Source organism: Flavobacterium sp. FlaQc-28 (assembly GCF_044007415.1).
In the GTDB taxonomy this organism is placed as follows: domain Bacteria; phylum Bacteroidota; class Bacteroidia; order Flavobacteriales; family Flavobacteriaceae; genus Flavobacterium.
On record NZ_JBIPCM010000001.1, the window covers coordinates 801,756 to 820,897 of the forward strand.

Consider the following 19,142-nt stretch of genomic DNA (forward strand, 5'->3'; position numbering starts at 1 on the left):
TGATGTTGTCTAAAAAAATTATTACAATGAAAAAGTTTATTTTATCCTTAGTACTCATGGCTGTAACAACAAGTTACAGCCAAGAGTTAAACCTACCAGTATTTACCCAGTATTTGGCAGATAATCCTTTTGTAATTTCACCAGCATTTGCAGGAATTGGTGATAATCTTAGAATTCGTGCCAACGGCCTAACGCAATGGGTTGGGATTAAAGATGCACCCGATAATCAATCGCTGTATGCCGATTTTAGAATTCTAGACCGTTCAGGAGTTGGTTTAAATGTTTACAATGATAAAAATGGATATACCAGACAAACAGGAGCAAAAGTTTCATTTGCACACCATTTGATTCTTGATTATTATTCCAAACAATATTTATCTTTTGGACTTTCATACAACTTCAATACGTTTAGAATTGATATTGATGAGTTTAATAATACGATAGAACATCCAATTCTGGATCCAGCCGTTACAGATAACCGTTATACAACAAATAGTAACTTCGATATTAGTGCATTATACCGTAATAAAGGTTTTTATGTAAGTTTTAATGCCAATAACGTTTTAAAAAAGAACACAGATAAATATCGTGGTGTAGAGCCTAGTTTGCTTTCAAACTATCAAGTCTATACAGGTTTTATATTTAATGATGGCGAAAACAGACGTATAGAATACGAACCATCGATTTACTACCAGTATTTTGCCAGCGATAAGCGTTCAACAACCGATTTCAACTTTAAGTACAGACGTTATAATCGTTACGAAGATTATTATTGGATTGGAGTTTCATACCGTTTCTTAAACGATCAATTTCCAAAACCGCTTTCAGTAGGGCCAATGGTTGGTTTCATGAAATCAAAATTCTATTTTGGATATTCATACCAAGTAATGTTTAATGATTTAGGAAATTACAATACCGGTACACATTCAATTACAATTGGTTTTGATTTCTTCTCATCAATCAGTAACTGTCCTTGTACACAAAGTCCAGTACACGATTAATTAGAACCGAAGTAAAAATTTATAGATTAAAACATTTTTTGTTTTATTTCATAATTTACATCGTTTTCGTTGTTAATCATCAGTTATTTTTGTTTTTTTCGAATTTAATACAACTGTAAAAGTTCTATATTTGTTTTTCTTTCAAAAAAACTAAAAAATTATAAAATGAAAACTTTAAACGATTTCGATTTTAAAAATAAAAAGGCAATTATCCGTGTTGATTTTAATGTGCCGTTAGACGAGAATTTTAATGTAACCGATACGACACGTATTGATGCAGCAAAACCAACAATTGATGCGATTTTAGCACAAGGCGGAAGCGTAATTTTAATGTCGCACTTAGGAAGACCAAAAGGAGCAGAAGAAAAATATTCGTTAAAACATATTTTAAAAACAGCTTCTCAAATTTTAGGAGTTGAGGTTAAGTTTGCTGAAAACTGTATTGGAGAACCAGCACAAACAGCAGCTAAAAATTTAAAACCAGGAGAAGTTTTATTACTTGAAAATTTACGTTTTCATGCTGAAGAAGAAGCTGGTGACGTTGCTTTCGCAAAGGAATTAGCATCTCTAGGAGATATTTACGTAAATGATGCATTTGGTACAGCACATAGAGCGCATGCATCAACAACAATTATTGCACAGTTTTTTCCAAACGAAAAATGTTTTGGAACATTATTGGCAAAAGAAATTGAAAGCTTAAATAAAGTACTTAAAAACAGCGAAAAACCTGTAACAGCAGTTTTAGGAGGTTCAAAAGTTTCTTCTAAAATTACCGTTATCGAAAATATCCTTGACAAAGTTGATCACATGATTATTGGTGGAGGAATGACTTTCACTTTCGTTAAAGCACAAGGCGGTAAAATTGGTGAGTCAATCTGCGAAGATGACAAACTAGATTTAGCACTTGAAATTTTAAGATTAGCAAAAGAGAAAAATGTACAAGTTCACATTCCAGTTGATGTAGTTGCTGCTGATGACTTTTCAAACACAGCAAATACACAAATTGTAGATGTAACAGCAATTCCTGACGGATGGCAAGGACTTGATGCAGGACCAAAATCTTTAGAAAACTTTAAAAAAGTAATTTTAGAGTCAAAAACAATCCTATGGAATGGTCCATTAGGCGTTTTCGAAATGGAAACATTCTCTAAAGGAACTATAGCTTTAGGTGATTATATTGCCGAAGCAACACAAAATGGAGCATTTTCATTAGTTGGAGGCGGTGATTCAGTTGCAGCCGTAAAACAATTCGGTTTTGAAGACAAAATGAGCTATGTTTCTACTGGTGGCGGGGCAATGCTTGAAATGTTAGAGGGAAGAACTTTACCTGGAATCGCTGCGATTTTAGACTAAAATATCACATTTAACATTTTTTTGCATAGTTTTCTTCGTTAAACCATTTATTTTTGCAAAAACGAGGTCTTATAATTATTTGAATTATAAGGGTTTAAAAAAGATGTTATATGATTGTAAAAAAAATCTCACTAGCGGTATCTGTCCTTTTTTCGATGTCGATGTTTGCGCAGGAAACTGCAAAAACCGAATTAGAACTTAAGCCAGTTGTTAAGTTATCATATTTAGATTCAATAAAAAGCACTTTCAAAAAAGATGACATGGCAACTCGTGTTGACAGTCTTTGGATGAATGAGTTAGTAAGTCTAGATATTTATGACGATTTAACAAAAGATATTCAAAGCATTAACTCAGATGTTACAGTAGATGAAGAACTGCCAACAGAACTTCTAAAACAGCGTCTGCACGCAATGAATGAAAAATCACCATTTGATATTCAATACAATCAAGGTTTAGAAAATATAATAAAGTCATTTCTTAAGAATCGTAAAAAATCGTTTTCTCGATTAATGGCTTTATCTGAATATTACTTTCCAATTTTTGAGGAAACGTTTGCCAAAGAAAAAATTCCTTTGGAAATTAAATATTTAGCCGTTGTAGAATCTGCTTTAAATCCTAAAGCAGTTTCTAAAATGGGCGCTACCGGACTTTGGCAGTTTATGTACGGAACCGGAAAACAATACGCTTTAAAAATCGATTCTTATGTTGATGAACGAAGCGATGCTCTTAAAGCTACAGCCGCAGCTTCAGATTACATGACCAGAATGTTTAACGTTTTTAATGATTGGGAACTAGTTTTAGCTTCATACAACTCAGGACCAGGAAACGTAACAAAAGCAATTCGTCGTTCTGGCGGTAAAACAAACTATTGGGATATTCGTAATCACCTTCCAAAAGAAACTCAAGGATATGTTCCAGCATTTTACGCTACAATGTACCTTTTCGAATACCATAAAGAGCACGGAATTAATCCAGAAAGAGCAGTCGTTAAAAATTTTGAAACAGACACAATTGCAATAAAAAATCAAATGTCATTCAAACAGATTGCTGATTTACTTGATATGCCGCAATCGCAGATTCAGCTCCTAAACCCTTCTTATAAGTTAAATGTAGTGCCTTATTATCAAGGAGAGCAGCATTTCCTTCGTTTACCAAAGGATAAGATTGCCACCTTCGTGTCAAACGAAGATAAAATTTATGCCTACGTTAAGTACCAATCTGGATTTAAAACAATGTCGACACAATTAGCAATGAAAGTGGCGCCAAAAGTAAAACCAGCGGTAACTAGAGAAGCCGTAACAACATCAAAAGATATTCAGTTTTATAAAGTTAGAAAAGGAGACAACTTAGGCGCAATCGCAGATAAGTATAACGTAAATGTTTCTGATTTAAAAAAATGGAATAACCTTAAATCTAATGCAGTTGCATTTGGAAGAACATTAAAAATAAAATCAGAAGCAGAAACAGTTTCTAAAAATATAAAAGAGCCTAAAAATCCGGTAGTTATCGAAAGAAATTCAGAAGAAGCTATTGCCGTTGCTGACGACAAAGATAAAAATGCTGTGCAAACTCAAGAGTACACCGTTGCAGCTGGAGATAATTTAGGAAACATTGCTAAAAAATTCGGTACGACTATTGCGGACTTAAAAGAACTGAATAATCTAAATTCAAATACAATTGCTTTAGGAAAAACATTAATAGTTTCTAAAACAGTTTCTGAAATCGAAGAGCCGGCATCAACTGCAATAGCACTTAATTCTGTTGATTCTTTCAAGAAAAAAGCACCATCTGCAAAAAGTTTGGGTGAAGATTATTACGTAAAAAAAGGAGATTCTTTATATAGTATTTCTAAAAAATATCCAGGAGTAACAATCTCGGATATTAAAAAATGGAATGGTATTAAAGATGAAGACATTAAACCCGGAATGAAACTTAAAATAAACGGATAATAAAAAATCTTATTTAAATTTGGGTTTTATTTCATAAATTAAGAAAATGAATAAAACCCATTTTTTATTGCTGTTAATCCCATTTTTACTGTTGTCTTGTTTAAAGACAGATAAGCAGTCAGAGCCAGTTTCTGGAAAAACGAATACTATTTCTATCATTATCGACGATCAATTGTGGTATGGAGAAGTAGGCGACAGTATTAGAAACAAATTTGCTTCACCAGTTTTGGGCCTTACCCAAGAAGAACCCTTATTTACAATAAATCAATATCCTGCCAGACTGCTTGAAGGTTTTGTGACAGACAGCCGCAGTATAATTGTAGTAAAAAAAGCTGCAATAGATAAATTTGAAATTACCCGCAGCAAAGCCCTGCCGCATAATACATTTCGTATTTACGGAAAATCCGTTGATGATATTATTTGCAGTATCGAATTAAATTCAGCGCAAATAATCAAAATGATTCGCGATGCCGAAATCCAAAAAATTCAAGATGACAACAGCAAATCACTATTAAACCCGGCAGTTATAAAAAACAAATTTCATATCGATCTCCAGATTCCAACCGGATATGAATACATGCTGCATAAAAAGAACTTCATTTGGCTTAAAAAAGACATTATAAGCGGAAATACAAGTTTACTTATTTACCAAATACCACTTCACAACTTTAAAACCAAAGGAAATGTCGTTGGTAATATAATCAAAATGAGAGATTCAATTGGTTATTACATCAAAGGACGTGAACCCAATACACGTATGATTACCGGTGAGGCTTATGCACCATATTTCTCAAACACAACTTTAGACCAAAAGGAAGCCTTTGAAACAAAAGGAACCTGGGAGCTCAAAAATGATTTCATGGCAGGACCATTTATCAATTACGCAATCGTCGATCCAGTTTATAATAGAATTTTAGTTATAGAAGGATTCTGTTATTCCCCATCCAATCAAGAACGAGATTTAATGTTAGAACTAGAAGCCATCATAAAATCGGTAAAAATTGATAAACGATAAAAATTTGTTTTAGGTTTTCTAATCAGAAAGTTTTTAATACTATATCCTTTCGTAAACTTTTTGGTTAAACTGCACAATGTAAAACATGAAACATTGAAACCTTAAACTTAAAACCTCTACAGTTAATATATTTCTTATTTTTGTTTTATAACAAACAATAAAACAAAGACTTATGAAAAATTTAACCACAACATTATTACTAGCAGTACTGTGTTTTACCTCTTGTAAAAAAGAAGCAAAAACAGAAGATGCTGAAAAAACGATCAAAGACAGCGTTGCAGTAGAAGAACCAGCTGCAGAACAGCCTTTAGACTCAGCGGCACAAATGAAAGCTTGGGCAGCTTATGCAACTCCAGGAAATGAGCATAAATTAATGGCCGATGAAGTTGGAACTTGGAATTGTGAAATGACTTTTTGGTCTGAACCAAATGGAAAACCTGAAAAAGCCACTTCAACCGCCAATGTAAAAATGATTCTTGGCGGACGTTATCAAGAAGCTATTTATATTGGAACCATGATGGGACAGCCATTTGAAGGCAAAAGCACATTAGCCTACAATAATGCCAGCAAAGAATTCACCAGTACTTTTATTGATAATATGGGAACTGGAATGATGGTAGGATTTGGTAAATACGACGAAAAAACAAAAAGTATGGAATTGAAAGGCGATATGGTAAATCCAATGAACGGTATTAAAACACCTTACAGAGAAATTTATACTATTGTAGATCCTAAGACCCGAAAAATGGAAATGTTCGACATGAAAAACGGAGAAGAATATAAAAGCATGGAAATCATAATGAAGAAAAAGTAATTTTCTATTTTAGGTATAAAGAAACATAGGCGCAAAGACACAAAGTTTTATTCTAGGAGATGTAACTTTGTGTCTTTGCAATTTCTATAAGAAATTTTAGCGCAGCTCAAAAATTATATAACTTAGCGCCTTCGTGCCTTTGTGGCAAAAAATAAGGAAGAATGGAATTAAAATGGAAAATAAAGCCTTTTGAGGCACTAAATGTAAACGAGCTGTATGATTTGCTCAAATTAAGAAGTGAGATCTTTGTAGTAGAGCAAAACTGCGTTTATTTAGATCTTGACGGCAAAGACAAGAAAGCATTACACCTAATTGGTGAGTATGACAATAAAATTGTTGCCTATGTACGTTTATTTGATGCGGGAATCAGTTTTGATAACGCTTCAATAGGCCGAGTAGTGGTTGATGCCGATTATCGTGATAGAAAATGGGGACACGATTTAATGCGTGAAGCAATTTCTGCAATAAAATCAAACTTCAATAAAGAAAAGATTACCATTGGCGCACAATTGTATTTAAAGAAATTTTACGAAAGTCACGGTTTTGTACAATCGAGCGAAATGTATTTAGAAGATGATATTCCGCATATTGAAATGATTAGAGAATAATAAAGATGATACTTTATTGAAAGTAAAAAACTTGGCGATTTTGTGATTTAATCTTGCAAAATCGCCAAGTTTTTTAAGTAGCATTCTTTTAGTTTCTGTTAAGACAGTAGTTTTTACTTCATTTCATCAAATCCTAGTAATCAAAAACTCAACACGGCGATCATAATTGTCTCCCTTTTTTAAAGGAAATTTATTGCCGCAGCCTTTATAAGTCATTCTGTTTTTAGAGACTTTTTTAGAGCTTAAATAATAAAAAACGGTTTTGGCGCGGTTCCAAGACAAGCGCCTTTCCTTTGTGTCCTTGTCAATTCCGTCACTATAGATTTCCGGAGTACAGCAAACGTGACCCCTAACTTCGAACTGTATGTTTTTTTGCTTTTGCAAAAGGACGGCAATTTTGTCTAATTCCTTTTTAGAATTATTTGTAAGCTTCGCACTTCCAAGATCAAAAAGAATATTGTCTAAATAAATCCTGTCACCAACCTTTAATTTATCTTTAAACGAAGAATAAACACCTTTGCCAAAACTATTGCGTTTGACAACAATTAAATCAACCCGCCGATTTCTAGATCTCGTTTCGTATAAATTTTCGACCGTATCTGGTCGAAGGACCACACGGCCCTTTCCTTCTAAAACAACAATTTTAGTTTGATTAAATCCAGAAGCGAGCAGCAAGTCTTGAATTGTATTTACCCGGTCATGAGACAGTCGAAAATTATAATCATCGCTGCCTCGATCATCGCAGTAGCCGTAAATTTGTATAGACTCAACTTTAGAGGTATCTATTGTTTTAATAAAATTCTTTACAACTTCAATCTGTTGGCTGGTAAGATCAAATTTATCGAAATCAAAATAAACCGTTTCGATAGGTTTTTGCTGTGCCGATACATTGTAAATTAAAAACAGAAATAGGGCTCTATAAAGTTTCATTCATTACATTTTTAGAATCGTTTTATATTCGGTTTGATTATTTAATACATTAACAGCTTTTTTTATCTCCGAATTATTTTTGATGTAAAATTGATATAAACCTTCCTGATATTGGTATCTTTTTATAAGTTCTTCCTGAATTAGATTTTTAATTTCTTTTTGATTTTTATCTAATAAAGTGTTTTCACTTTTTTCCAAAGCTGCAATTAACTGCTGATATTCAGGAGCAATTGTTTCGTCAATTTTTTCATTTTTGGCAGCGGCCAAAGTATTTTTAAGAGCAATTTCAGTTTCAGTGTCAAAACTAATTTTGTTCGATTTTAAATATTGTTTAAAACTGCCGTAATCAGCATCAGTAATTACAGGAATTTTGTCCCCTAAATTTGGATTCTTGTAATAGTATGACGTTGCATAATCAAAAATTCCATCATTTTTTAAAAGAGCAGCTGTTATCGGACTCATTTTTGCCTCGTCCAATTCAATATCCGGCAAAACCCCGCCGCCGTCATAAACCGTTCTTCCTTTTCTCGTTTTAAAAGCATTAAAATTTTTAGCATCCGTTTTTTGCGCTACGCCATTTTTGTCTTTATGTGCATAATCCAAAGCCTGAATACATCTTCCAGACGGAGTGTAATATCTAGAAATAGTCACTTTTAACTGCGTTCCGTAAGTAAGATCTACAGAGCGCTGCACCAAACCTTTACCAAAACTGCGGCTTCCTAAAATAACAGCACGATCTAAATCCTGCAAAGCTCCAGAAACAATTTCAGAAGCCGAGGCACTCCGTCCGTTTACCAAAATAGCCAAAGGAATTTCAGTATCAACAGGTTCTTTGGTCGTTTTATAAGTATTATTGTGTTTCTCAATTCTCGATTTAGTAGTTACAATAACTTCATTTTTTGGAACAAACAAATTACAAATATCAATAGCTTCGTTCAGTAAACCTCCAGGATTTCCCCTTAAATCAAGAACAATTTGTGTTGCTCCATCGGCTTTTAACTTCTCCAGCGCCTCTTTAACTTCAGCAGAAGCTTTTCGGCTAAAGTGAGACAGCACTATATAGCCCGTTTTGCTGTCAATCTTGCCATAAAAAGGAACCGATTTAATATCAACTTCGTCTAGAACTAATTCAGTAGTAAACATTTTTCCCTGACGAAGGTATTTTATAGCTATTTTGGTGTTTTTTGCACCCTTTAAAAGCTGCGAAGCATCATCTTTAAAATCGGCAATTAAAACATCACCAATTTGTATGATTTCATCGCCCGCTTTCAATCCTGCTTTATCAGCTGGATAATTTTTATAAGGCTCACGAACAATTAAACGGTCTTTTTTACGCGCTATCATTGCGCCAATTCCAGTATATTCGCCAGTATTATTAATTTTAAAATTAACAACATCTTGTTCGTTAAAGTAAACCGTGTAAGGATCTAAACTTCCAAGCATACTTTTAATGGCTTTATCCATCAAATCGCCAGGATTCGTTTCATCTACATAATTAGTGTTAACCGCTTTAAATAGAGTCGTAAAAATTTCTATTTGCTTGGCAATTTCAAAGAAATCTTCTTTAAAACTGGTTCCAACAAATAAAAACGCTGCCGCAACAGCTGGTATGATAAATTTCTTTTTGAAATAAGGATACATGATTATTGTTTTTTTCTTTTAAATCTTCTTCTAATAAAATAAACCGCCGCACAAACTATTAGTACAAATGGCCATACACTTAAAAGCCAAATGAAAAAACTCGACAAGCCAAAAAATCCAGATTTAAATGCCGTCCAGATTTTAGAACCGTATGACGTTTTAACGCCTTCTTGTTCTGCAATTGTTTTGTAAAATTCAATAGTAACGGTACTTTCAGAAACTCGGCTTTCCAAATATTTTAGTTGTCCTTGTTTCGCTTCAATTTCTTCACGAATCGCCGAAATTTGCTTTTCAATTTCTAAAATCTCACTAATTTTAGTTGCTTTTTGCAGAATTTGAAGGTAACGCTCTTCCAGTTTTTGTTTTGTTTTTAATCGCGAATTCAGATCAATATATTGTTCTGTAACATCTTCTGCTGAAATATCCTTGCGTTCAAAATACGAAACGCCTTTTGAGACCGAACTTAAAAAAGGATCAAAATTTTGACTTGGAACTTTTACCGTTAAATTTCTAAAAATACTATTATAATCTTTTCCTTCAGAATCACTTAGAATAGTTCCTTTATTAGCCGTTATAGCCGTTTTGATTTGATCGAAAGTTTTTTCTAAATCATTAGTTTCAAATCGAAGCGAAGCTTGTTTGATAATTTTCTGCGGAATTTCGGGTGAAGCTAAATTTGAAACTTTGTCTTTTGCTTCAGATTCACTTGCACCTGCTGGCGGCGGCGGTGACGACATTTCTACACTGCTTACAGCAAGATCTTCAGGATGCGAATTAGTTTTATTGCAGCCAGAAAGAACTAAAAAACAACATGTTAAAAAGAAAATATATCGCATAAAGTTTCAATTTAGAGCTAAAACTACAATTTTTTTATAATTTTTTGTCTAAATTAAGATACAAAATGAGTTTTGAGGTCTACAACTCTGTTTTATTTTCAGATTCCTGAGTTTTCTTAATTTGAAGTATGAATTTTTCAAACAATTGAATCGTTTTGGTATTGATTTCTTCAAACGATAATCGGTCTTTTGTTTGATAAAAAAACATGAAAGAATAAGGCTGATCCAGATTATCTAAAAGTAAATGTTTGTTTAAACGATAGGTTTCTCTTAAAACCCTTTTGAAATAATTTCGATCAACCGCTTTTTTAAAATATTTTTTAGATACCGAAACTCCAATTTTTGTTTTTTCTTCTGAATTTTCTCCCACTGGACAATAAACCAAACGAAGCGGGTATTTTGAAACCGATTTTCCTTCAGAAAACAGTAAACCAATTGTCGTTTTGCTCTTTAAGCGTTCATTTTTAGGGTAAGTAAAGTTCATTTAATTCAGAAAAAATTTGCAAATTTTGGTACAAAGGTACAATTAAAGCATAAAAATGGTTATTGTTTTTAATTTTTATACCGCTAAAAATATATTTATTACTTTTGGCCTTTAATTTTTAGAAGCATGCAAAAGGTAATTTCGTATCCTATATCTGTAATTTATTATTTATGTTTTGGATTATGCTTAGCGGTTTTTCATCCGATACAATGGGTTTGTTTAAACCTTTTTGGTTATCAGGCGCATAAAAAAAGCGTTGATTACTTGAACTTTTGCCTTTTAAAATGTACAAATCTAGTTGGAACAACCTATAAAATTGAAGGAGTAGACACAATTCCTAAAGGAGTACCGCTTATTTTCGTCTCAAATCATCAAAGTATGTACGATATCGTGACAATGATTTGGTACTTTAGACGTTTTCATTGTAAATTTGTAAGTAAGAAGGAGTTAGGAAGCGGAATTCCGAGTGTATCTTTTAATTTACGCCACGGAGGATCTGTACTAATTGACCGTAAAGACCCTAAACAAGCGATTCCAGTAATCAAAGGCTTGTCTGAATATATCGAAAAAAACACTAGATCTGCTGTGATTTTTCCAGAAGGAACTCGCAGCAAAACTGGAAAACCAAAAGAATTTGCCCAAAGCGGTTTAAAAATTCTATGTAAATATGCGCCTTCAGCGTATGTTGTGCCAGTAAGTATTAACAATTCATGGAAAATGGTGCGTTATGGAATGTTTCCTGTTGGTTTAGGAAATCGCCTTACCTTTACAGTGCATAAAGCAATGGCTGTAAAAGAGTATGATTTTGCAGAACTAATGGCTTTGACTGAAAAGGCAGTTGTAGAAGGAGTAAACGAGTATAAACAGATTTAATTTTAGTAAAAAGCTAAACTTAAATCCAAATTTAAAATAAGTAATGTCTATAAAAAACATTAGATTAGAAGTGATGCAGTTTTTGGAAAAAAACGTTGACAGCTTCGTTGAACAGTATTTAATTCCTGTGGAAAAAATTTGGCAGCCGTCTGATTTTTTGCCTAATTCTGAAGGTGAAAACTTTTTTGAAGAGGTAAAAGAATTGCGTGAAATTGCCAAAGAACTGCCATACGATTTCTGGGTAACGCTTGTAGGTGATACAATTACCGAAGAAGCTTTGCCAACATATGAATCTTGGTTAATGGATGTAGAAGGTATAAACCAAGTTGAAAATGGTGGTAATGGCTGGTCTAAATGGATTAGACAATGGACAGGAGAAGAGAACCGTCATGGTGATCTTTTAAATAAATACTTGTATTTGTCTGGTCGTGTAAATATGCGTGAAATCGAAATGACAACACAGCATTTAATTAACGACGGTTTTGATATTGGAACAGGAACTGATCCGTACAAAAACTTTGTATACACTAGTTTTCAGGAATTAGCAACTTATGTTTCCCACAATAGAGTAGCGCAGATCGCTAAGAAATTTGGTGATAACAAGTTGTCTAAAATGTGTAAAATGATTGCAGGTGACGAAATGCGTCATCATCATGCTTACAGCGAATTTGTTACCAGAATTTTCCAAGTTGATCCAAGCGAAATGATGCTGGCTTTTCAATACATGATGAAGCAGAAAATTGTTATGCCGGCTCACTTTTTAAGAGAATCAGGTCAAAAAATAAGTACTGCTTTTGAGCAATTCTCAGATTCAGCACAACGTATTGGCGTTTATACCGCTAACGATTATGTTGATATTATGCAGAAATTAATTAACAAATGGGAAATTGACAAAGTTACTAATTTGACTGATGAAGCAGAAAAAGCACGTGATTACTTAATGAAATTACCAGCTCGTATGGCTAGAATTTCTGAAAGATTAGTAATTCCTGCTGAAGGACATATCTTTAAATGGGTTGAACCAGCGAGATTATAGATTTTAGATTGCAGAGTACTGATTTTAGATTTAAAATTGATTTTTGCAATTGATATTGAAAACATTGTTGATTGTTATAGTCTTAAAGCTTTAACAATCAACTTTTTTATTTTAAATATAAAAGCGAATATAAATCTGTTTAATCAGAATGCTTTTATTACAAACTAAATACACTTATGAATAATTCTGAACTTATAACCAAAACAATCACTTTTGTAAAAGAGAAATTAAATGATGCCGAAGGCGGACACGACTGGTTTCATATCGAACGTGTTTACAAGAATGCACTTTTAATTGCAAATGATACCAATTGTGATCTTACTGTTGTTCAATTAGGAGCTTTACTTCATGATATTGCCGATAGTAAGTTTCATAACGGAGACGAGACAATTGGCCCCAAAACAGCACGGTTGTTTTTAGAGTCAGAAAATGTTTCAGAAGAAATTATACAGCACGTTGTTAATATCATTGAAAACATCTCTTATAAAGGCGGAAATTTCGAAAAAAAGTTCTCTTCCATAGAATTAGATGTTGTTCAGGATGCTGATCGCTTAGATGCTATTGGAGCAATTGGAGTTGCAAGAGCATTTAATTACGGAGGATTCAAAAATAGAGCCTTGCACAATCCCGAAATTGCGCCCGTGACAAACATGACAAAAGAAGAGTACAAGAAAAATAGTGCGCCAACAATAAATCATTTTTACGAAAAGCTTTTACTCCTAAAAGATAAAATGAATACCGAAAAAGGAAAACAAATTGCGGCAGAAAGACATCGTTTTATGGAAACATTTCTAGCTCAGTTTTATGCAGAGTGGGAAGGAGTGAAGTAAGTTTTTTATTCACAAAGACACGGTAATAGAAACACAAAGCCTCGCAGAGAATTAAATCTTTGCGAGGCTTTGTGTTTTTACTTTGAGCATCTCTGTGAAACTGTTTTTTAGCCTTAGAACCTTAGAACCTCAGCAGCTCAGAACCTTTTTCCTATGAACACCCGCAATTACCATCACCACAGTCTTTTTTCTTTTTAGACTTCCAAAAAAACTTTTTGATCAAAAAAGCGACCGCGATAAAAAGGATTCCAAAAGCAATTATTTCTTGTATCATGGTGTTTTATTTTAAAAATTGATAAGCCAAAAGAGCCGTAAAATAAGCCAGTCCCGTCATAAAGAAAAGCTGTGCAACAGGCCATTTCCATGAATTTGTCTCTTTTTTTGTAATTGCTAATGTACTGGCACACTGCATCGCAAAAGCATAAAATAGCAGCAATGAAATACCGCTGGCAAAATTGAATATCTTTTCGCCTGTTTCAGGATTAACTTCCTTTTGCATTTTGCTTTTAATTGTCGATTCATTATCACTGTCTCCAACACTGTAAATTGTTGCTAAAGTTCCCACCAAAACTTCACGAGCGGCAAAAGAACTGATAATAGCTATTCCAATTTTCCAATCATAACCCAAAGGAGAAATTACAGGTTCGATAGCTTTACCCATAATCCCGATATAAGAATTCTCTATTTTTTGAGAAGCTACTTCATTTTCAAATTGAACTTCATTTAAAGTCGTATTTGCGAATCTTTCCTTTACAATGTTTTCCGCATCGTTAAAATCTTTTCCAGGGCCAAAAGAAGCTAAAAACCATAAAATAACAGATATTGCTAAGATAATTTTACCAGCACCAAGAACAAAAGCTTTTGTTTTTTCGACAACATTGATTCCAACATTCTTTAAAAGCGGTAATTTGTAACTTGGCATCTCAACAACAAAATACGATTTTGAGTTTAGTTTTAAAACCTTATTTAAAACATATGCCGAAAGTATAGCCGCAATAAATCCTAGTAAATACAAAAACATCAAAGACAATCCCTGCAAATTGAAAATTCCTAAAACGCGTTTGTTAGGAATCACTAACGAAATCATGATGGCATAAACAGGTAATCTTGCAGAACAAGTTGTAAATGGCGTTACCAAAATAGTAATTAAACGTTCTTTCCAGTTTTCGATGTTTCTTGTCGCCATAATTGCCGGAATCGCACAAGCTGTTCCTGAAATTAACGGCACAACACTTTTTCCTGAAAGCCCGAATTTGCGCATGATTTTATCCATTAAAAAAACAACACGACTCATATAACCACTCTCTTCCAGAATCGAAATAAATAAAAACAAGAAGGCAATTTGAGGAATAAAAATAATAACTCCGCCAATTCCTGGAATAATTCCCTGCGAAAGTAAATCGGTCAAAATACCACTTGGCAGTTCAGCAGCAACCCAGCTGCTCAATGATGCAAAAGAGCTGTCAATGAAATCCATTGGTATTGTCGACCAGCTGAAAATAGACTGGAAAATGATAAACAAAATGCCTAGAAAAATGGCATAACCCCAAAATTTATGAGTTAAAACACGATCTAGTTTTGCTCTAAAATCTTTTGCTATCGAGGCATCGACTTTTAAACCTTCCTTTAAAACATCATTTATAAACTGATACCTTTTAATAGTTTCTTTTTGCTGCAGACGTTTTAATTCTGAATGTGATTTGGTAAAAGTGCTTCGAATTTCATTTCGATCTAAATTCGAGAAATTAACATCCTGCGTAATTACCAGCCACAATTTGTACATTAATTGATTTGGAAATGCTTTTTGTAAATTTTCAAAATATTCAGGATCAATCACAGAAGCATTTAAACAAGGTTCGTGCGGAATTGTTTTGTACGAAACAATTAATTCTTTTAAGTAATCAATTCCTAAACCTTTACGAGAACTTACTAAAGCAATTTTAGTTTTTAGTTTTTCTTCTAAATATGGAATATCCAAACTAATTCCCTTGCTTTCCATACGATCAGACATATTAATAACTAGAATCGTCGGAATTTCAAGATCTTTTATCTGAGTGTAAATCAGTAAATTTCGTTTCAGGTTTTCAACATCAGTAACTACTACAGCCACATCTGGATACAATTTGTCGTTTTTGTTCAGCAAAAGTTCAATAACAACACTTTCGTCCATCGAACTTGCATTCAAACTGTACGTTCCTGGCAAATCCAGAATATTAGCTTTGATGTTATGCGGTAATTTACAGAAACCTATTTTTTTCTCAACCGTAATTCCGGGATAATTCCCCACTTGTTGATTTAAACCAGTAAGTTGATTAAAAACAGAAGTCTTTCCAGTATTTGGATTCCCAATAAGGGCAACATTGATATTTTGAATGCTCATTACAAATTGTTTTTGATAAGTTCAACTTCAATTTCACGAGCAGTTTCAACACGTATCGCTACGTGCGAACCATTTATATCTAAATATAAAGGATCTCCAAAAGGAGCAATTTGAAGCAATTCGACTAAGCTGCCCGGCAAACAACCCATCTCTAACAATTTTAAAGGAATCAAATCGATATCAAAATCTTTGATAATGGCTTTATCGCCTTTTTTCAGGGTATGGATTGTATTTTGCAAGCTTATTTAGATTGAGTTTAGATTGCAAAAATAGGCAATAATTCTTTATTTCAAGGCATTTAACACACTTGAAAATGCTAAATCTTTCTAAAAATTGAGGATTTTACTCCTTACACAAGAAATCGATGTCTTCCAGCAGACGTTTAATTTCTTCTTTATTCGTTCCGTCATAAAAACCGCGAACACGTCTTTTTTGATCAACCAAAACAAAATTTTCGGTATGAACCATATCGTACAATTGATCAGGTCGACCTAATTTTACCGCTAAATACGATTTTCTGGCCATCGTATAGATTTCTTTTTTGTCGCCCGTAACCAAATTCCATTTGCTGTCTACAACACCATGTTTTACAGCATAAGCTTTCAAAACAGGAATGCTGTCCACTTCTGGAAAAACTGTATGCGAAAGCAGCATTACTTTTGGATTGTTTAAAACGGCTTTTTGAACCTCTTCAAGGTTTGTTGTCATTTTTGGACAAATAGAACCGCAGGTTGTAAAGAAAAAATCAGCAACATAAATTTTTCCTTCGTAGTTTTTTTGAGTAATTGTGTCTCCATTTTGATTTACAAACGAAAAATCAGCAATTGTATGGTATTTACTTTTGTATTGAACAGTGCTGTCGACTAATTCTGGATTAACATCGGCAGGATTAAAAATAGGCAGTGTTTTTTGTGGTTTTAAAGCCGAATAAAATAAAGATATAGTGACAACCGAAAAGACAATTAATACAATAAAGAATTTGCGGTATTTGTATAGAAGCGATTTCATAAAAACAATTTGGCGCAAAAATACGAAAAGAGCACTTTAAAAGGCACAACTATAACGCTTTTTAACAGCTTTGATTTTTTAATCTTATAAAGTGTGCAGTGCTTTTTGTTTCATGTAGATTTTACAGATTTTATAATTTAAATGCACATACTGCCGAAACTTACTTTCTAGAAATTCTATGTGGTTTAAATCTTAAAAAGCAGAAATGGCGGAGGTTATACTTTTTACTAAAATACTGCCGCTAATTATTGCTTTGATTTTAACACAAAGTTCCAAATATTAACAATATTTTTGTATTAACACAAAAATCACACTCGAAAATGAACAAACAATTTACAAAACCTTTATTTTGTGTCTTTTCTGTAATGTTTTCATTAACTGCAGTTAAAGCACAAAACGCAGCTCCAAAAGAGCCTGGTATTAATGTTTCCTACATGAATACCAAAGTTAGTCCAGGTCAGGACTTTTTTCAATATGTAAACGGAACTTGGTTAAGTAAAACCGAAATTCCAAGTGATCGTACAACTTGGGGAAGTTTCAATGAATTGATTAAGAGAACAGACAAAGATGCAATGTCTATCCTAAAAGAAGCATCAAAAAACCCAAAGTACAAATCAGATACTGATCAAGGAAAAGCAATAAATTTATTTGCAACAGTTCTTGATACAGTAGGAAGAAACAAACAAGGAATTGCACCTTTACAATCCTATTTGAAAAAAATTGATGCGATTAAAAGCGTAGCCGATCTTCAAAAATATCTGACCGAAGTTGAGCAAGAAGGAGCAGCTGGTTTTTTCGGAACTTATGTGGGTTCAGATGAAAAAAACAGTTCTAAAAATTCGGTATATCTTGGAGTTAACCAATTGGGGTTACCAGATAAAGATTATTATATTTCAGAAGATAAAGATTCTAAAGAAAAACGTGCAAAATACCTATTGCATGTTGCAAAGATGATGCAGTTTATTGGCGAATCTCCAGAGAAATCAAAACAAAGTGCTTCAGCTATTTTAGCTTTAGAAACAGAATTGTCAAAACCAAGATTAAATCGTGTTGAAAGCAGAGACAGCCGTTTGCAGTATAATCCAATGACAATTGCTGAACTTCAAAAATTAACACCAGCTATAAAATGGGAAGCTTATTTTACTGGAATAGGTTTAGCAAAGCTTGATACAGTTGTAGTTATGGAGCCTAAATACATGAAAGCGCTTCAAACTGTTTTTACAGCTAACAAAGTTGGACAATGGAAAGAGTATTTAAAATGGGATTTAATCCATACTTATGCAACGAAATTATCAACAGATGTTGAAACGGCTAATTTCGATTTCTACAGCAAAACTTTAAGAGGAGCAATAAAACAATTGCCGCGAGAAGAAAAAGCATTGCAAATTGTAAATAATAGTGTTGGTGAAGCACTTGGTAAATTGTACGTTGAGAAAGTTTTTCCAGCTGAAGCTAAAACCAAAGCTTTAGATATGATTCAAAATGTAATCACAGCATACCAAAATCGTATCAACAACTTAACTTGGATGTCTGCAGAAACGAAAGTAAAAGCAATTGAAAAATTAAACAAAATCACCATTAAAGTAGGTTATCCTGATAAATGGAAAGATTACTCAGCGCTTGAAATTAAAAGTATTGCAGAAGGCGGAAGTTACTTCGATAATTCACGCAATATAGCAAAATGGAACTTCAAAAAAGGAATTGAAAAATTAAACAAACCAGTTGATAAAACAGAATGGGGAATGTCACCGCAAACGGTAAATGCGTATTACAATCCATCTTACAACGAAATTGTTTTTCCAGCAGCAATTTTACAGCCGCCGTTTTACAATTATCAAGCCGACGAAGCTGTAAATTATGGCGGAATCGGAGCTGTAATCGGGCATGAAATTTCACATGGTTTTGATGATTCTGGAGCACGTTATAATGCCGAAGGAAATCTTGTAGACTGGTGGACGCCTGAAGATTTAAAACAATTTACAGCACTTGGCGATAAATTAGCAGATCAATACAGCGCCTTAGAGCCTTTGCTGGGAATTCATGTAGATGGTAAATTTACATTGGGTGAAAACATTGGAGATTTAGGTGGAATAAATGCAGCTTATGATGGATTGCAGTTGTATTTAAAGAAAAACGGAAATCCTGGTTTAATTGACGGTTTTACACCAGAACAGAGATTCTTTATTTCTTGGGCAACAGTTTGGAGAACAAAATCAAGAGACGAAGCGATAAAAAATCAAGTAAAAACAGATCCGCACTCTCCAGGAATGTACAGAGCTTATGTTCCAATTCAAAACATGGACGTTTTTTACACTACTTTTGGAATTAAAAGCGGTGATAAAATGTTTGTAAGTCCAGATAAAAGAGTAAAAATTTGGTAAGAT

General features: G+C 33.4%; 18 protein-coding genes. 10 read left to right on the plus strand and 8 right to left on the minus strand.

The features are described 5' to 3' along the window. Window positions 1-26 precede the first annotated feature (26 nt). From ACHRVL_RS03470 to ACHRVL_RS03495, 6 genes are all read left to right on the plus strand, one after another. On the plus strand, window positions 27-1,001 hold the full coding sequence (locus ACHRVL_RS03470; RefSeq protein WP_395410339.1) for a type IX secretion system membrane protein PorP/SprF: 975 nt from the start codon (window positions 27-29) through the stop codon (window positions 999-1,001). Between the two features lie 165 nt (window positions 1,002-1,166). Further along, complete coding sequence (locus tag ACHRVL_RS03475; RefSeq protein WP_395410340.1) at window positions 1,167-2,354, plus strand: phosphoglycerate kinase; 1,188 nt, start codon at window positions 1,167-1,169, stop codon at window positions 2,352-2,354. 110 nt (window positions 2,355-2,464) lie between these two features. Continuing rightward, complete coding sequence (locus ACHRVL_RS03480) at window positions 2,465-4,303, plus strand: LysM peptidoglycan-binding domain-containing protein (RefSeq protein ID WP_395410342.1); 1,839 nt, start codon at window positions 2,465-2,467, stop codon at window positions 4,301-4,303. 46 nt (window positions 4,304-4,349) lie between these two features. Then, a complete protein-coding gene (locus ACHRVL_RS03485) occupies window positions 4,350-5,318 on the plus strand; it encodes a DUF4837 family protein (protein WP_395410344.1) in 969 nt (322 codons plus the stop codon). Window positions 5,319-5,490: 172 nt separating this feature from the next. Beyond that, window positions 5,491-6,132: a DUF1579 domain-containing protein gene (locus ACHRVL_RS03490; protein WP_395410345.1), complete on the plus strand. Its 642-nt coding sequence runs from the start codon at window positions 5,491-5,493 to the stop codon at window positions 6,130-6,132. A 161-nt stretch (window positions 6,133-6,293) separates the two neighbouring features. After that, window positions 6,294-6,740, plus strand: a complete 447-nt coding sequence (locus ACHRVL_RS03495) for a GNAT family N-acetyltransferase (protein WP_395410348.1) — start codon at window positions 6,294-6,296, stop codon at window positions 6,738-6,740. A gap of 126 nt (window positions 6,741-6,866) precedes the next feature. Here the strand turns inward: ACHRVL_RS03495 and ACHRVL_RS03500 are convergent, their stop codons facing one another. From ACHRVL_RS03500 to rnpA, 4 genes are all read right to left on the minus strand, one after another. Continuing rightward, window positions 6,867-7,670, minus strand: a complete 804-nt coding sequence (locus ACHRVL_RS03500) for an OmpA family protein (protein ID WP_395410349.1) — start codon at window positions 7,668-7,670, stop codon at window positions 6,867-6,869. Between the two features lie 3 nt (window positions 7,671-7,673). After that, on the minus strand, window positions 7,674-9,311 hold the full coding sequence (locus ACHRVL_RS03505; protein ID WP_395410351.1) for a S41 family peptidase: 1,638 nt from the start codon (window positions 9,309-9,311) through the stop codon (window positions 7,674-7,676). 2 nt (window positions 9,312-9,313) lie between these two features. After that, complete coding sequence (locus ACHRVL_RS03510) at window positions 9,314-10,147, minus strand: DUF4349 domain-containing protein (RefSeq protein ID WP_395410353.1); 834 nt, start codon at window positions 10,145-10,147, stop codon at window positions 9,314-9,316. 79 nt (window positions 10,148-10,226) lie between these two features. Then, window positions 10,227-10,631 (minus strand): ribonuclease P protein component, encoded by a 405-nt coding sequence (rnpA, locus tag ACHRVL_RS03515; RefSeq protein WP_395410355.1) that lies wholly within the window; start codon window positions 10,629-10,631, stop codon window positions 10,227-10,229. Window positions 10,632-10,757: 126 nt separating this feature from the next. Here rnpA and ACHRVL_RS03520 point away from each other — a divergent pair, with 126 nt between their 5' ends. The 3 genes from ACHRVL_RS03520 to ACHRVL_RS03530 all read left to right on the plus strand — a co-directional run bounded on the left by ACHRVL_RS03520 (window position 10,758) and on the right by ACHRVL_RS03530 (window position 13,370). Beyond that, window positions 10,758-11,504, plus strand: a complete 747-nt coding sequence (locus ACHRVL_RS03520) for a 1-acyl-sn-glycerol-3-phosphate acyltransferase (protein ID WP_129053436.1) — start codon at window positions 10,758-10,760, stop codon at window positions 11,502-11,504. Between the two features lie 43 nt (window positions 11,505-11,547). Continuing rightward, window positions 11,548-12,540 carry an acyl-ACP desaturase gene (locus tag ACHRVL_RS03525; protein WP_089053482.1) on the plus strand — a complete coding sequence of 331 codons (993 nt, stop codon included), beginning with the start codon at window positions 11,548-11,550 and terminating at the stop codon, window positions 12,538-12,540. Between the two features lie 176 nt (window positions 12,541-12,716). Then, a complete protein-coding gene (locus tag ACHRVL_RS03530; protein ID WP_370431295.1) occupies window positions 12,717-13,370 on the plus strand; it encodes an HD domain-containing protein in 654 nt (217 codons plus the stop codon). A 151-nt stretch (window positions 13,371-13,521) separates the two neighbouring features. On the opposite strand, the gene ACHRVL_RS03535 is transcribed toward ACHRVL_RS03530, so the two are convergent. From ACHRVL_RS03535 to ACHRVL_RS03550, 4 genes are all read right to left on the minus strand, one after another. Further along, entirely contained in the window at window positions 13,522-13,644 is a 123-nt protein-coding gene (locus tag ACHRVL_RS03535) for a FeoB-associated Cys-rich membrane protein (protein ID WP_089053480.1), read from the minus strand. 6 nt (window positions 13,645-13,650) lie between these two features. Beyond that, window positions 13,651-15,750, minus strand: a complete 2,100-nt coding sequence (gene feoB / locus ACHRVL_RS03540) for a ferrous iron transport protein B (RefSeq protein WP_395410357.1) — start codon at window positions 15,748-15,750, stop codon at window positions 13,651-13,653. Further along, window positions 15,750-15,989, minus strand: a complete 240-nt coding sequence (locus ACHRVL_RS03545) for a FeoA family protein (protein ID WP_071635705.1) — start codon at window positions 15,987-15,989, stop codon at window positions 15,750-15,752. Before ACHRVL_RS03545 ends, feoB begins: the two co-directional genes overlap by 1 nt. Before the next feature lie 103 nt (window positions 15,990-16,092). Continuing rightward, window positions 16,093-16,758, minus strand: a complete 666-nt coding sequence (locus ACHRVL_RS03550) for an SCO family protein (protein WP_089053477.1) — start codon at window positions 16,756-16,758, stop codon at window positions 16,093-16,095. Between the two features lie 320 nt (window positions 16,759-17,078). Here ACHRVL_RS03550 and ACHRVL_RS03555 point away from each other — a divergent pair, with 320 nt between their 5' ends. Next, entirely contained in the window at window positions 17,079-19,139 is a 2,061-nt protein-coding gene (locus ACHRVL_RS03555) for a M13 family metallopeptidase (protein WP_395410359.1), read from the plus strand. Window positions 19,140-19,142: the final 3 nt, after the last annotated feature.

Excerpts from the sequence above, each read along its gene's own strand:
- ACHRVL_RS03470 (WP_395410339.1), top strand. The coding sequence starts at position 27 with ATGAAAAAGTTTATTTTATCCTTAGTACTCATGGCTGTAACAACAAGT.
- ACHRVL_RS03475 (WP_395410340.1), top strand. The coding sequence starts at position 1,167 with ATGAAAACTTTAAACGATTTCGATTTTAAAAATAAAAAGGCAATTATC.
- ACHRVL_RS03480 (WP_395410342.1), top strand. The coding sequence starts at position 2,465 with ATGATTGTAAAAAAAATCTCACTAGCGGTATCTGTCCTTTTTTCGATG.
- ACHRVL_RS03485 (WP_395410344.1), top strand. The coding sequence starts at position 4,350 with ATGAATAAAACCCATTTTTTATTGCTGTTAATCCCATTTTTACTGTTG.
- ACHRVL_RS03490 (WP_395410345.1), top strand. The coding sequence starts at position 5,491 with ATGAAAAATTTAACCACAACATTATTACTAGCAGTACTGTGTTTTACC.
- ACHRVL_RS03495 (WP_395410348.1), top strand. The coding sequence starts at position 6,294 with ATGGAATTAAAATGGAAAATAAAGCCTTTTGAGGCACTAAATGTAAAC.
- ACHRVL_RS03500 (WP_395410349.1), bottom strand. The coding sequence starts at position 7,670 with ATGAAACTTTATAGAGCCCTATTTCTGTTTTTAATTTACAATGTATCG.
- ACHRVL_RS03505 (WP_395410351.1), bottom strand. The coding sequence starts at position 9,311 with ATGTATCCTTATTTCAAAAAGAAATTTATCATACCAGCTGTTGCGGCA.
- ACHRVL_RS03510 (WP_395410353.1), bottom strand. The coding sequence starts at position 10,147 with ATGCGATATATTTTCTTTTTAACATGTTGTTTTTTAGTTCTTTCTGGC.
- rnpA (WP_395410355.1), bottom strand. The coding sequence starts at position 10,631 with ATGAACTTTACTTACCCTAAAAATGAACGCTTAAAGAGCAAAACGACA.
- ACHRVL_RS03520 (WP_129053436.1), top strand. The coding sequence starts at position 10,758 with ATGCAAAAGGTAATTTCGTATCCTATATCTGTAATTTATTATTTATGT.
- ACHRVL_RS03525 (WP_089053482.1), top strand. The coding sequence starts at position 11,548 with ATGTCTATAAAAAACATTAGATTAGAAGTGATGCAGTTTTTGGAAAAA.
- ACHRVL_RS03530 (WP_370431295.1), top strand. The coding sequence starts at position 12,717 with ATGAATAATTCTGAACTTATAACCAAAACAATCACTTTTGTAAAAGAG.
- ACHRVL_RS03535 (WP_089053480.1), bottom strand. The coding sequence starts at position 13,644 with ATGATACAAGAAATAATTGCTTTTGGAATCCTTTTTATCGCGGTCGCT.
- feoB (WP_395410357.1), bottom strand. The coding sequence starts at position 15,750 with ATGAGCATTCAAAATATCAATGTTGCCCTTATTGGGAATCCAAATACT.
- ACHRVL_RS03550 (WP_089053477.1), bottom strand. The coding sequence starts at position 16,758 with ATGAAATCGCTTCTATACAAATACCGCAAATTCTTTATTGTATTAATT.
- ACHRVL_RS03555 (WP_395410359.1), top strand. The coding sequence starts at position 17,079 with ATGAACAAACAATTTACAAAACCTTTATTTTGTGTCTTTTCTGTAATG.